This is a genomic window from Mesorhizobium sp. M1A.F.Ca.IN.020.03.2.1 (genome assembly GCF_004023205.1).
GTDB lineage: Bacteria > Pseudomonadota > Alphaproteobacteria > Rhizobiales > Rhizobiaceae > Mesorhizobium.
The window spans coordinates 1-12467 of record NZ_RZSV01000172.1 but is presented as its reverse complement, the minus strand read 5'-3'; the positions used below and the strand labels follow the sequence as shown (position 1 = coordinate 12467).

Here is a 12467-nt window from a genome sequence, read left to right as displayed (position 1 = left end):
CACCCACCCCGCGACAGGCCGGGTCGCCTCAGGTTCACCTGATGGATGAGCAGAACGGCTCGCCCGGCAAACAGCCGATCAGATCACTTGAAGGCGTACCTGTTAACAACCCCGTCTGCCTCATTCGTGACCCGGATCCAGCGCTGTTCGTCACCGCGTAGGTCCGTGACCTCACTGCCCGTGGCTGTTTCCGCTGCCACCCATGGAGTATTGGCGTTGATGGTACGACTAGTCACAACGCTGTCCCCATCCATCTCTTCCACCCGATAGACCTTCATGTGCGACCTCTGCTCCATTTATTTCCCAATCTGAACAGAGAAGCGGCGACCGGACAAGGATGCTGAAAACACGATGCCCGTCACCCCGGGCAACGGGATGGCGGGCATCGATCTAGCGGTTGCCGACGAGGAAGGTGGCGCATTTCCCCGCCGGTTCCATCCAATGTTATCGCGAGGATTTGGTTTCAGCGTAGGGACCAAAGCGTCAGACCATCCGACTTCGGTCGCATCGGAACATTTCCGCCAGTCGGCAGGTTTGGCTTCGCGGCGCGATGCCAAGAGGATCGCGCCATTGGGTAGCAGAGACCCCTGGAGCGCCGCTTGTCCCCTCAGCGAGCGGGCTCTTGGTCCTCAGACCTTTGAAAGCCCTTTATGGAAGAGCTATCCAATGAACAGCTACACCGTTGAAATGATGTCAGGGTTGGAAGCGGTCTCTGTTGCCTACGCGAGGACCACCTCACCGAAAGCAGCCGCTGAATGGGTGACCGGCCGAACCGTACAGGACAGGCGAGACGAGACCGAATGGGTTCGCGTCACCGACGACACCAATCGAGCGGTCTACAAGTTTGCCTACAAATAGGAAAAGGACTGCCGCCGACACCCAGCCTGACGAGGGAATTGTGAGCAGGTTGGGCGCTCAATGGTCCCGCCCTGCTTGAGCCATAATTTTCGGCTCGACGGAGCACTGGAAGGCCGTTCACGTTGTAAGCCTATGGAAACCCCACCTCCAGACGCTCCCCGTCGAGAACACCGCCCGCGCGTGCTGAAGGGCGGAACGATCATCACTGGTTTCCGAAACTCGGAAATCAGCTGCTCACTACGCAATCAGCACTCCCAAGGAGCCGAACTGAGGTTGGCCGCAGACATTCAGATCCCAGCACGCTTTCTGCTCTACGTTCCGGTCGATGGGATCGCTTACAAAGCTGTCGTTCGTTGGCGAAAGAATGACCGCGTCGGCGTCGAATTTGAGGGTACCGAGCCAAAGCCGAAGTTCCATTGCGGTTGAATGCCGAAGGCAGCACCTGATCGACAATGGCGCGGCCCCACGGCTCGCAGGCTGGATTCCTATTCGTCCCGGTCCCCGTCGTTTTCATCGTCGGGTTGACTGTTCGGGGGTGCACCGTCCGCTTGCTCTTCGACGTATGCTTGGCAGCCTTCGTTGAACGATTGGCTATCACCATCGCAGTCTCGCTCGTCGATGATGTCGTTGCTTGCCGCCCAATCATAGCCGGCTTCGTGTCCCGAGCAGTCATCGGTGCAATCATACCCATGGAAAGTCTCTTGCGCGTTTGCCGGGCGGGCAACAAAGCCGGCCAGCGCAAGGGCACCGGCCGCAACAAGGATCCAGATCATCAAAACATTCCTATCGGCGCCCCGCCGGTCGGGTATTCTGTGACCTTGGCGAAGATGAGTGCCGGTTACTAGCTCAGTTCCAATCCCGGTCGGGTGTTGCGGGACGACGATTCCAGCTTTTGATGGCGTTGAATTCGTCGATGCAGACCGGACCGGATGCGCCACAGTCGTCACATTTAACCACCGACCCGCCTACCGGCTGTCATCGACGGCCTTGCGTCGTTACTGGCAAGGCTCCGCGTTCATCCCGGAGAGCGCTTTTTGCCATTGCCCTTCGCCTGCTTCGCCGGCGCCTTCCGCCCGAGCCCGGCCGCCTTCGCCAGCGCCGATCGCTGCGCCGCATAGTTCGGCGCCACCATCGGGTAATCCGGCTTCAGCCCCCACTTGGCCCGGTACTCGTCGGGCGTCAGCCCGTAGTGCAAGTCGAGATGGCGCTTCAACGATTTGAACTGTTTCCCGTCCTCTAGGCAGATGATGTAGTCGGGGAACACCGATCGCTTCGGGTTGACCGCGGGCGCCCGAGCAGGTTTCTCGGGGTCGCTTGATTGGCGAACGCCTGACAACGACGAATGAATCGATGCAATGAGGTCAGCTAGACCGCTGACGGGGAGGGGATTGTTGCTCACATACGCTGAGACAACATCCGCCGTCAGTCCGACTAGATCGATGTCTTCAACTTCATCTTGTTCGGTCAAGGTATTCACTCCAGGATCTGAATTTAGAGCCAAATGTGGCAAGTTGGTGTGTACTACAACCTTGGAACACACGCCAACGCTCTTACTGCCGATCCGTGAGGATTCGCTCTAGCCGCGGCAACCTACGTCTGGCGGAGTTGAACGCCAGGGCGACCATGGTTCAGGAACTTCACCCCGCGAGCTTCTAAGGGAGGAATGCTGCCATGCGCGCAATCGCACTTTTCATCGCCTCGTCGGCCACGATCTTCATCGCAAGCCCTTCGCGGGCGCAGGATGCCGCCGCAGGCGAGAAGGTCTTCACCAAGTGCAAGGTCTGCCACATTGCAGACCAGGACCAGAACAAGGTCGGCCCGTCTCTGCACGGCGTCATCGGGCGCACGGCGGGCACGCATCCCGGTTTCACTTATTCCATGGCCATGAACGAGGCCGGAAAATCCGGCATCAAATGGGATGAGCCCACGCTGACAAAGTATCTTCAGGACCCGAGGGGGATGATCAAAGGAACGAAGATGGCGTTTCCCGGCCTCAAGAACGATCAGGACGTAGCCAACGTCATCGCTTACCTGAAACAGTTTTCCAAGTAAGCCCTGTGGCCGCCGGCTCGCCCCGAGAGGACTGGTTGGCCGGCTGACTCCAAAACAGATGCCCGCCACCCCAGGCAACGAGATGACGGGGTCCACCCCCCGGAGCCCGCTCGCCCCCCCTCAAAGCGAGTGGGCTCTGCCTTTCTGGCGTTCTCTCATTTCGCTGCCTATATCGCCGGCATGAGCGACTGGACACTCCAAGCGCTGATCGACGCGGGCATGTCGGTCACTGGCGGCTGCCTCGATTGCCATCGGCATCAAAAGCTCGATCTGCCAGCGCTCCGCAATCGGTTCGGCGCTGATGCTCCGGCGATGGAATGGAACTTGAAGCCGAAGATGAAATGCGCCGTCTGCGGCGGCAGGCGTATCACGCTGACATATTCGCCAGACACCAGCCCGAAGGATCTCAACCGTAAGTCGGCTGGTCCGTGAGCTGGCCCTTAGTTCGCAGATCCCCGTGCCCGGTCTCGAAGCTCTTGCCACGTCATAGGCTGGCCATCTTCGGAAATAGTGACGCGCTCCTCGCTTTTCATCAGCGCATCAACGGCGATCCACGCATCGCGGGCCGATTCTTTTTCGACCATTTGTGGCTGAACACCGGCAATCCGGTTCAAAGGCTCATAGGTGATTTTGAAGGACACACCCTTTTCTCCTCAGTTCCGACCGCGCCCGGCGGGGCGGGGATCACTCAAACCGAAAGGCTGCCTTCATTGCTTCCTCAGCCTCACGCCAGCGCCGCCATCGATCATTTCCCCTTCCTCAAGGAAAACCACGCCAGCATCGCGTAGAGCGCGTTCTAGCACCTCTACGGTGGCACTGCGCGGTGCGGAGGTGCCGGTCTCGAAGAGGGTGAGCGTCGCAATTCCGATCCCGGCGGCATCGGCGAGGCGCTGCTGGTTCCATTTGATGAGCGCGCGCGCGGCGCGGCATTGATCCGGCGTCATTTCCATTGTCCCCTCAAAGTAGCTTATCCAGTTAATTGTTGCCAGACATATAAAAAATTTATTGACAATAAAACGTTTTGCCACGCTTACCTCTGCGGCAATCACGCCGCGAGCCCAAGGGGGGCAACCCAAAGTGTCTGAGAATATGACCGCTCCGGCGGATGGCGGAGCTTTGCCTACAGCTAACCTGAACCGCCGCCTTTTGCTGACTGGCCTAGCCTCGCTGCCGGCCATAGCGGGCGCAGGAAGCGCTCTTGCCTCACAGGCCGTCGAGACGCCAGACGAGCGCGCCGTTCGCCTTGCACATGAACTGTCGGAAGCAATGAACGGCTTCATGACACCGGCAGGCGATAAACCAGGTTGGGTTGCTCACGTCAAACCCTCGGCTTATCCCGGTCCGATCTCATTCTCACAGGATGCAAGGCCTGAGAACCATCCGGACCGCGAACTGCTCGCGCTGGGCGCTGAGTTCGAACACCGGTGGGCCACGGAAAGGGCCACCAGCAAGGCTATGAGTGGCATCTATACCAAAAAGGCTGACAAACTGGTGAACCAAGCTATGGCGCACACTGGCGAGATCGTCGAGCGCATCATAGCGAAGCCCGCGCTTACTTCAGAGGGCTATCGGTTATTGGCCAAAGCATATCTTTGGTGCCGAGGGGATGATCCGGGCACAAAACTGACGGTCCGACATGCGCCCGCCGTCACGACCGATGACAAGGTGCTGATGACCGCGGCACTGGCCGGATGCGAGACCCAAACGGAGGGCCAGCAGCGTGCCACCACCGGCGCGCTGATCGGCGGCGCTGGCGGCGCACTGGTCGGCCAGGCGATTGGCGGCAACACCAAGTCGACGGTGATCGGTGCGGCGAGCGGCGCGCTGCTCGGCGCCGTCGTCGGCAGCGCGACGACCCCGCAGCGCCGCGGCGAGCAGCTCTGCCGCTATCGGGACCGCTACGGCCAAATCTACACCGCGCCCTGCGACGACCGGTACTACAACGGCGATTATTGATCCTTTGAGTGACTGGGAGACGGCGTTTTCTGCGCCGGCTCCCCTCTTCCGTCATCCTTTTGTACGCTTCTCGCTGTAAAACCGTCTCTGAGGCGGGCTGCAGAGGAGGTCGAGATGACGACGACCCTTGCCGACGCGCTGAAGGACCGTGGCAAGCGCGCGGTGAAACGGCTGATCGGCTACGATTCCCGCAACTGGTTGCGCATTTGCCAGATCGAGGCCTTCACGGCCTTCCTCGAAGCGGCCAATCGCAAATCCCGCGACGTCATCGAAATCTCACCCGGCTGGAACCGCTACTGGCGGGCGATGTGCCCCAACTACCGCTCGGTTGATTTCCCCGAGTTCGACATCTGCCGGGACCGCACCGACGAGCAATTTTCCATTGTCATTGCCGACCAGGTGCTCGAGCACGTCCAGCGGCCGCTCGCGGCCGCGGCCAACATCCATGCAATGACCAAACAAGGCGGATGGGCAATGGTCGCGACGCCTTTCCTGTTCCGCGTGCATGCCCGGCCGCACGATTACAACCGCTGGACGCCGGCGGGATTGAAGCAGGTCATGATCGAGGGCGGCTTCGCAGAAAATGACGTGCAGGTCTTCGGCTGGGGCAACAAGGCCTGCGCGAGAGCGCATATCGGCGGGCCGGTGCGGGCCTACGGCCTGTGGCGGGATCTCAGCAATGACGAAGAGTACCCGCTAATGGTGTGGGCATTCGCGAAAAAGCGCAGTTAGCTTCGGTGCCAACGTCGAACCGCGACTGCGCCTTCTCGCTTTTCGACAAAGTCCAGCGCGCCAGGAAGCGGGCGTCGGCCCGCCCTTGACCAAGCCAAACGCCGTTCAGAGCTGACGGCTGTCTGCCCTCCTTCTTAGCCTCACGCGCTCAGTCGCTCGACCAGCTGCCGGTGGTCATCATTGCAAGGGCCGCCAGGCAGCGGGGCAACTGCGTCGAGCCGGTCGAGCGAAAGGTCTGACATCTCGGGAGCAAGGGAAGGAATGATCGGCGAAAACGTCTGTCGGTCCATTGCTGTCCTCCGTCTCCAAAAAACTCCTTGTTTTGGGTTCCAATTTCTCAACGGTCCCGGCGGCGCCGGCGGCCATTAATTTTGTTCAGCTCAATCGCGAATTCAGGCACTTAGGCAAGAGCGGGGCTGCGGACCGGCGACATGATCGTGGCGGTCAACCGCAAGCCGGTCTCTTCCGTGCACGATTTGCGAAGTGCGATCGCTGGCAAGCGCGCAATATTGGCGCCGGAACTCATCCGTAACAGTGGGCGTCTTCTGCTGGTTGTGCGATAAATTCGGCGGCCACCACGTGAGGCGTAGCAGTCATGGAGATGACAAGAGGACGTAATCCAACGGTATGGGTCGCCACTTATAGCGAAGGGCTTAGGATGGTAGAGTGCAGACTTCGCGGCCCATCGCGGTCGTGGGAAGGAATTTCGCCTTTTCCTGAAAGCGGACGTCCTGGCGACACCGTAGGGCTCGGGCACTGATTCGCGCGAGCGGAAGCCGTTGCGGAACATGATGGCACAGAGCAATGGTCCTATGGGGCGAGGGCCGGGGAGTTCTACGTCCGGCCCGGTGTGATGACCAATGCGTTTGCGCCTCTTTTATTTCTCCTTTTGCCGGAACTTCGAATGGCAGCTGGCGCAATCCTGCAGGATCAGGTGCAGCAGATGTTCCTCCGGCATTTTTGCCGGCTCGGCCTCGGCGGCACCCGGGTGCTTGCCGAGCAGGCTACCGCCATCCATCGGCAGTCCCGCTCCCATGCGCATGTCGGCGCTGATCTCGGCCGGCGCGTTGTCGGCCTTAGCGGCCAGCGCGTCCGCAAGATCGCCGATATGGCGGGCGAGCGACTCGAATTCGAGCCGCGCCTGGTCAATCTCCGTCTTGGCCCACGATCGCTCCCCCAGCGTGCCGGCCGGGAATTCGGCGATCATGGCGCGGCCGGTGCGGGCGCGCAGCGCTTCGGCAGCCGCCCTGAAGCCGGCGGCGTCATAGGCGCGCTTGCCGTCGAACATCTCGGCTATCGACTTCGCGGCGGCCGCCATTTCCTTCATCGATTCCTGTCGCGCCGCCACAATCGGACCGCCCGAACCCGCTGCCAGCGACGGAGCAAAGGTCAGCGAGCCGGCGAGCAAAAGCATCGCCGCCGCGACAACGGCGCGGCCTCTCATGCCCGCACGTTGACAATGCCCATCATGCCGAGCTGCTCATGCTCGAGGATGTGGCAGTGATACATGCGCGCACCCGGCTGCTCCTGGCGCGTGATGAGCCGCACCGTCTTCTCCTCGCGCTACGTTGACCGTGTCCTTCCATGCCAGATAGGGCGATCTGGCGACCTGGCCGTCGCGCTCGCGCTCACGACCTTGAACTGCGTGCCGTGGAGATGGAACGGGTGATTCATGTAGGGTTCGGAGAAGAAAGTCATCATGCTGAGCGTCCTCGCCGACCGTAGGTCACTGAGATTTGGCAGATCTATGTCCTGATCTTCATCCTGCAGTCGGCCTCAGCCGGTTTCACGCCGACGTTCCAGGCCACAATCCCCGACGTTTTGCCGGGCGAGAAGGACTATACCAAGGCGCACCCTGACACTGCACCGGGGGCACTCCGCCAGGGCCGCCAAATGTTAAGGCCATTGGCCATATCGCCGCTTAGAATTTCGACCGAGTCAAAGATCGATTGAAACATTGCCTTGCGCGCGGCTGCAACAGGCCAGCACATAACCCGCAGACTTCTCTTCGGAAGTGAGCCCGCCAAGATCACACATCGACACTTCGCCGGAGAGCTTGGCTATTCGGCAAGTGCCGCAAACTCCTTGCTGGCACGCGGTGGGGACATAGACGCCACATTTGCGCGCTGCATCCAGCAGGGTCTCTCCGGGCGCGCAGCAATGCTCTATTCCAGACTTGGTGAAGTGGACAAAAGACGAAATGGCAGAGGCTTCATCCGGAGCAGCACCGCCAGCGTAGCCTCCGAAGCTCTCCTCGTAATAGGCCAGCGGTTCAATACCAACTTCATCAAAACTGGCTCGTATTGCCTTCATGTAGAGTTCGGGGCCGCAAGTGTAGACTGTACGATTGGCAAGATCGGGAACAAGGCGCAGGAGCAGGGGGCCATTTAACCGGCCACTCGGTCCTGCCCACGAGGAATCTCCCTTGGAACAAAGGAATGTCACCTCGACGTTGGGAAATCGGGCAGCGAGTGCATCGAGTTCCGATTTAAAGATGATATCGCGTGGCGACCGCACGCTGTAGATGAGCCGAAGGTCCAGATCGGATGCTCGATCCGTCAACATTCGCAGCATCGACATAAGAGGCGTGATCCCGCTGCCGCCCGCAAGAAAGAGAGGCTTTTCGCTGGCAGCGTCATCGAGTTTGAACGAACCCAGGGGGCCTTCAATCTTGATTTCATCGCCGGACCGCAGATTGTCGTGGAGCCAATTGGAAACCAGCCCGCCAGGTGTACGCTTTACCGTGATGTGCAAATCAAGTGGTCGAGTCGGTGGAGAGGAGACGGAGTAGGCTCGCGTCACATTGAGCCCGTCAATGCTCAGGCGAACAAGCACATATTGTCCCGCATTGAAGCAGAACATGCGGTCTGACGCAGCCGAAAAGACAAACGTTTTCACGTCGTGCGTCTCGTCGATCACCCGACGGCAGACCATTGCCTGCGGCGATGAGTCGGCCCATTGCCGCTGCCGCATCGCAGCAACAAATTCAGAAGCCGGAAACGAGGTGTGTGCGTTCATTTGGGCTCTCAGTCACGCGCCAACATGCCATCCAAAGCCTTCGCGGAACAGCGGGTTGAGCCCTACTTTTTGATCGGGTATTCCGATCTATGTTTCGAGCGACATCACCGCGAGCTGGAGCGCACGAAGCCCCTTGCGGATGATCGGCTCATGCTTGCGCCGGGCGAGCATGGCCGTATGGACGGGCTGGTAAAGCGTCGGGGCGCCCTCGACCAGGAACGACGGGACCTCGGCCGTGAACCTGCGGGCATCGTCGTTGCGCATGTAACAGCTCCCCCCGGTTCGTCGCAGCATCGCCTCGGCCAAGCTTTCGGATCCCATGGATAGCCTGGAAATTGCCAGGGCAGGGATCAGTTCCGAATGGGTTTTCTCGAGTACGACGGTGTACCCCGGGCGAATGTAGCTGTCAGGATTCACCTCCGATAGCGTCCTCGCAACGGTGGAGACCATCACATATTCCTCGACCATGAGGTGCGCATAAGTAATTTCGGGAAGATAGCGGGGTGCATAGAGCACGGCTATGTCGAGATTTCCCATGCTGAGATCGGTCACCATCTGATTGGAATAGTCGGACTCTACATGAATCGAGGCCTTTGGAAGAACCTGGCAGAGCGCCTCCACCCACCCAGGCAGCACCGATCGTGTCATGCCAACCTGTGCGGCCACACGTAGCGTCCCTTCGAACCGGTTGAATGCGCGCACGTCATGGCGCGCTTGCGACCATGTCGAAAGCATCGCTCGCGCGTAGGCTTCGAAACGTCGCCCTGCCGCGGTCGGCTCAGCGCCAGCACGACCACGATGGAAAAGCTCTGACCCAACCGCGCTTTCCAGACCCTTGATCCGAGAACTCACCGTAGACTGAGTAATGTTCAGCCGGTCCGCAGTCCGGTTGAAGTTGCGCGATTCAATGATGTCGAGGAACGTCTCGATGTGGTCCAACTGCATGCAGCACGCCTTAATCGAAAAAGCCGATCATTAGCCAGAGATCATTGGCTTGATCCGGGAATTGTCAAGGCGGAAGGTGGAGGCAGTAAACGGCTAGGCGCGGCTAAGCCAGACAGGGAGCGAAGCTAAAGTGTTTATCGTCGACTGCGATTGTCACAACTACTGGTCAAGCGCCACGGTTTTGGAGCCGTATCTTTCGGGCATCTGGAAGGACATGTTCATCGAGGGCGAGAAGACTGGCCCCAAAGGATCTTTCCCACACGGCCATCGCCCCTGGTTTCATCCGCAGGATTTCTCCCGAAAAGATGTGCGGCCCGAGACCGAGGCGGACAACTACCGGATTATGAAGGAAAAACATCTCGACAAGTATAATGTCGGGGTGGCAGTCCTGACCGGCGACGAGCCCATTGAAGCCTCAACGTTGGCAAACCCGTATTACGCTAGTGCCCTGGTCAGTGCCTACAATGACTATCAGATCGCGGAGTGGTTGCCGAAGGACAATCGCTTCATGGGTTCGATCGTCATTGCGCCCCAGGATCCAAAGCTGGCGGCCGCTGAAATCCGTCGGCTGGGCAATCATCCTCGCATGGTCCAGGTTCTAGCCTCCCAAGGCTCAGTGAAGCCGTATGGTGATCCCTTCTACCACCCGATCTATGAAGCCTGCGCGGAAATGGGATTGCCGTTCGCGATTCACCTCGGCGGGCACGGAGGTGTCAACTGGAACGCCGTCGCGCCTGCCCCCACTACTTTCTTCTGGGAAACGCACGCCATCCTGCACATGTCGGCGATCAGCCATGTCGCCAGCATGATCGCTCACGGCGTCTTTGAGAAATGGCCAGAACTCTATTTCGTCGTGATCGAATGCGGCGTCGCATGGGTGCCGACGGTGCTGTGGCGCCTCGACGCGGACTACAAGGCGCTGCGTAAAGAAACGCCATGGCTCAAGATGCTGCCATCGGAATATTGCCGCCGTAATATCCGCTTCTCAACACAGCCGCTGGAGCAGCCAGCCAACGTGCAGCATCTGTGGTCCATTCTGGAAGCGATGGATGGCGAGAACACGCTGATGTTTGCGTCAGACTATCCGCACTGGGACTATGACGACGCCAATACGCTCCACATTCCGCCTTCCTGGAAAGCGAAGGTGATGGGGCAGAATGCGCTCGAGGTCTACAAGCGCATTCCTGCCATCCTGACCGCGAACGCTGCCTGACGGAGCAGAATATGGGCGAGAAAACCTTCATCTGCCGCGTTGACGAGATCGAAGCCGGGACACCTGTCATTGCCAAAGTCCGGAGCCTTTCGGTGGGTGTGTTCCGGATCGGAGAGAGCTTCCATGCGCTGCTCAACATCTGTCCGCATCGCGGTGCGCCCCTCTGTGAGGGGCCGCAATGCGGGACGACCGCGCCGGTCGAGGATGCGCGGTTCATCTATCATCGAGAAAACGAGATCGTGCGCTGCGCCTGGCACGGCTGGGAGTTCGACATCAAGACGGGTTCCGCACTCGTCGACCCAACTGTGCGTGCGCGAACATTCCCGGTCACAGTTGAGGACGGCAACATTTATGTGACGGCGTGAGGGTCAAAACGATCAGCAGCCCGGTGCAGGGAGACGGAACCAGCGGAAAAAGGCCTGACCGGCTGACTTGAATGGGTTCAAAAAAATAGCGGAAAATCCGCAAATGGGAGAACGGAAATGTCTGAATCTGAGTACAAATTTCGCGTCGCGCAAAGTCTGATCGGGCGCGGCAAGGTTTCCCGCCGCGACTTCATCCATTTGGGACTAGCCGCGGGTCTGACCGTCGCTGCCTCCGACCAGATCTTCGTCACCGCAGCGCGGGCACAACCGCAGCAAGGCGGCTTCGCCAAACTTGGCATGGCGCATGGCGCGACGACAGATTCCATCGATCCGGCCGGCTATCCGGATACCTTCACGCAAACGGCCTTTTCAGGCGCTATGTCCAACGGCCTCACGGAGGTCGACGCCAAGGGTGGCATACAGCCGGACTTGGCCGAGAGCTTCGAATCTTCCAATGGGGCCAAAACGTGGGTTTTCAAGCTGCGCAAGGGCGTCACCTTCCATAACGGCAAGAATGTGACGGCGGAAGATGTCGTGACCTCTATGCGGTATCACATGGGTGTCGATACCAAATCGGCGGCGAAGTCTCTGCTTGAATCCGTTTCCGACATCAAGGCGGATGGCCCAGAAACGGTTGTCTTTACCCTCAAAAGCGGCAACGCCGATTTCCCTTATATCATGAGCGACTATCATTTCGTCATCATGCCGAGCGTGGACGGGAAGGCGGATTGGGCATCAGGAACACGAACCGGCGCATTCGTGCTCGAGAATTTCCAGCCTGGGGTTTCGGCCAAGCTCAAGCGCAATCCGAACTATTTCAAGAACGGCAAGCCTTACTTGGACGAGGTGGAGTTCATCGCCATTACTGATTTGGCGGCACGCATGGCTGCCCTCTCCACCGGGGAAGTGGATTACATTGGCCGCGCCGATCTGAAGACACTCGGCATGCTGAAACGCAATCCAAAAATCGAGATCATCGAAGTCACCGGCTACGGCCACTATACCTTGCCGATGAACGTCACTATGGCACCCTTCGACAATCCGGACGTCCGCATGGCAATGAAGTGGGCGATCGACCGTCAAGAGATCGCTGACAAAATCTTCCTCGGACATGCCACCGTTGCCAATGACAGTCCGATCGCGCCGGCGATCAAGTTTTACAAGAACCCGGAGCCGCAACACCGTTTCGATCCTGAAAAAGCCCGCCATTATTTGAAGAAGGCGGGAATGGAAAAGCTAAAGGTTGATCTCTCGGTTGCCGATGCCGCTTTCGCAGGTGCGGTGGACGCGGGGGCGCTCATTCGCGAGACCGCCGCACAGTGCGGCAT

Annotated in this window: 17 protein-coding genes and 2 pseudogenes; 11 read left to right on the top strand and 8 right to left on the bottom strand. The window is 59.4% G+C overall.

Features of this window, described 5'->3' with window-relative positions:
- Window positions 1-351: 351 nt before the first annotated feature.
- Together EOA79_RS23120 and EOA79_RS33725 are read left to right on the top strand one after the other, a co-directional pair.
- Entirely contained in the window at window positions 352-858 is a 507-nt protein-coding gene (locus EOA79_RS23120) for a hypothetical protein (RefSeq protein WP_128293302.1), read from the top strand.
- 132 nt (window positions 859-990) lie between these two features.
- The gene (locus EOA79_RS33725) at window positions 991-1284 is read left to right on the top strand and encodes a PilZ domain-containing protein (RefSeq protein WP_127335365.1); all 294 of its coding nucleotides are present in this window, start codon (window positions 991-993) and stop codon (window positions 1282-1284) included.
- A 59-nt stretch (window positions 1285-1343) separates the two neighbouring features.
- Here the strand turns inward: EOA79_RS33725 and EOA79_RS23110 are convergent, their stop codons facing one another.
- A complete protein-coding gene (locus EOA79_RS23110) occupies window positions 1344-1631 on the bottom strand; it encodes a hypothetical protein (RefSeq protein WP_245460854.1) in 288 nt (95 codons plus the stop codon).
- A 242-nt stretch (window positions 1632-1873) separates the two neighbouring features.
- The gene (locus EOA79_RS23105) at window positions 1874-2326 is read right to left on the bottom strand and encodes a MucR family transcriptional regulator (RefSeq protein WP_127216593.1); all 453 of its coding nucleotides are present in this window, start codon (window positions 2324-2326) and stop codon (window positions 1874-1876) included.
- A gap of 203 nt (window positions 2327-2529) precedes the next feature.
- On the opposite strand from EOA79_RS23105, the gene EOA79_RS23100 reads away from it, so the two are divergent.
- Window positions 2530-2910, top strand: coding sequence for a cytochrome c family protein (locus EOA79_RS23100; protein WP_128293300.1), 381 nt, complete (start codon window positions 2530-2532; stop codon window positions 2908-2910).
- A 129-nt stretch (window positions 2911-3039) separates the two neighbouring features.
- Window positions 3040-3342, top strand: a complete 303-nt coding sequence (locus tag EOA79_RS33230) for a hypothetical protein (protein ID WP_245489918.1) — start codon at window positions 3040-3042, stop codon at window positions 3340-3342.
- 8 nt (window positions 3343-3350) lie between these two features.
- Here the strand turns inward: EOA79_RS33230 and EOA79_RS23090 are convergent, their stop codons facing one another.
- Window positions 3351-3551 carry a hypothetical protein gene (locus tag EOA79_RS23090; protein ID WP_127335113.1) on the bottom strand — a complete coding sequence of 67 codons (201 nt, stop codon included), beginning with the start codon at window positions 3549-3551 and terminating at the stop codon, window positions 3351-3353.
- 66 nt (window positions 3552-3617) lie between these two features.
- Window positions 3618-3938, bottom strand: coding sequence for a helix-turn-helix transcriptional regulator (locus tag EOA79_RS23085; protein WP_245460791.1), 321 nt, complete (start codon window positions 3936-3938; stop codon window positions 3618-3620).
- Between the two features lie 643 nt (window positions 3939-4581).
- On the opposite strand from EOA79_RS23085, the gene EOA79_RS23080 reads away from it, so the two are divergent.
- From EOA79_RS23080 to EOA79_RS23070, 3 genes are all read left to right on the top strand, one after another.
- Window positions 4582-4866 (top strand): YMGG-like glycine zipper-containing protein, encoded by a 285-nt coding sequence (locus tag EOA79_RS23080; RefSeq protein WP_127240638.1) that lies wholly within the window; start codon window positions 4582-4584, stop codon window positions 4864-4866.
- 114 nt (window positions 4867-4980) lie between these two features.
- Window positions 4981-5598 (top strand): methyltransferase domain-containing protein, encoded by a 618-nt coding sequence (locus EOA79_RS23075; protein WP_127240629.1) that lies wholly within the window; start codon window positions 4981-4983, stop codon window positions 5596-5598.
- Window positions 5599-6014: 416 nt separating this feature from the next.
- Window positions 6015-6161 (top strand): hypothetical protein, encoded by a 147-nt coding sequence (locus EOA79_RS23070; RefSeq protein WP_281009321.1) that lies wholly within the window; start codon window positions 6015-6017, stop codon window positions 6159-6161.
- A gap of 314 nt (window positions 6162-6475) precedes the next feature.
- Here the strand turns inward: EOA79_RS23070 and EOA79_RS23065 are convergent, their stop codons facing one another.
- Together EOA79_RS23065 and EOA79_RS23060 are read right to left on the bottom strand one after the other, a co-directional pair.
- On the bottom strand, window positions 6476-7042 hold the full coding sequence (locus EOA79_RS23065) for a cytochrome c (RefSeq protein ID WP_127240630.1): 567 nt from the start codon (window positions 7040-7042) through the stop codon (window positions 6476-6478).
- Window positions 7039-7296, bottom strand: a pseudogene (locus EOA79_RS23060) (multicopper oxidase domain-containing protein). The gene EOA79_RS23065 and the pseudogene EOA79_RS23060 overlap by 4 nt, the downstream one beginning before the upstream one ends.
- 21 nt (window positions 7297-7317) lie before the next feature.
- On the opposite strand from EOA79_RS23060, the pseudogene EOA79_RS23055 reads away from it, so the two are divergent.
- Window positions 7318-7449: pseudogene (locus EOA79_RS23055) on the top strand (MFS transporter); the annotation flags it as partial.
- Window positions 7450-7536: 87 nt separating this feature from the next.
- Here EOA79_RS23055 and EOA79_RS23050 read toward each other — a convergent pair.
- On the bottom strand, window positions 7537-8616 hold the full coding sequence (locus tag EOA79_RS23050) for a hybrid-cluster NAD(P)-dependent oxidoreductase (protein ID WP_127240631.1): 1080 nt from the start codon (window positions 8614-8616) through the stop codon (window positions 7537-7539).
- 87 nt (window positions 8617-8703) lie between these two features.
- Window positions 8704-9561 (bottom strand): LysR family transcriptional regulator, encoded by an 858-nt coding sequence (locus tag EOA79_RS23045; protein WP_127240632.1) that lies wholly within the window; start codon window positions 9559-9561, stop codon window positions 8704-8706.
- Window positions 9562-9691: 130 nt separating this feature from the next.
- Here EOA79_RS23045 and EOA79_RS23040 point away from each other — a divergent pair, with 130 nt between their 5' ends.
- The 3 genes from EOA79_RS23040 to EOA79_RS23030 form a co-directional block, all read left to right on the top strand.
- Window positions 9692-10774 (top strand): amidohydrolase family protein, encoded by a 1083-nt coding sequence (locus EOA79_RS23040; protein WP_095781417.1) that lies wholly within the window; start codon window positions 9692-9694, stop codon window positions 10772-10774.
- A gap of 11 nt (window positions 10775-10785) precedes the next feature.
- Window positions 10786-11139 (top strand): Rieske (2Fe-2S) protein, encoded by a 354-nt coding sequence (locus tag EOA79_RS23035; protein ID WP_095781418.1) that lies wholly within the window; start codon window positions 10786-10788, stop codon window positions 11137-11139.
- A 117-nt stretch (window positions 11140-11256) separates the two neighbouring features.
- The coding region (locus EOA79_RS23030; protein WP_164893922.1) for an ABC transporter substrate-binding protein at window positions 11257-12467 on the top strand (1211 nt) is incomplete at its 3' end.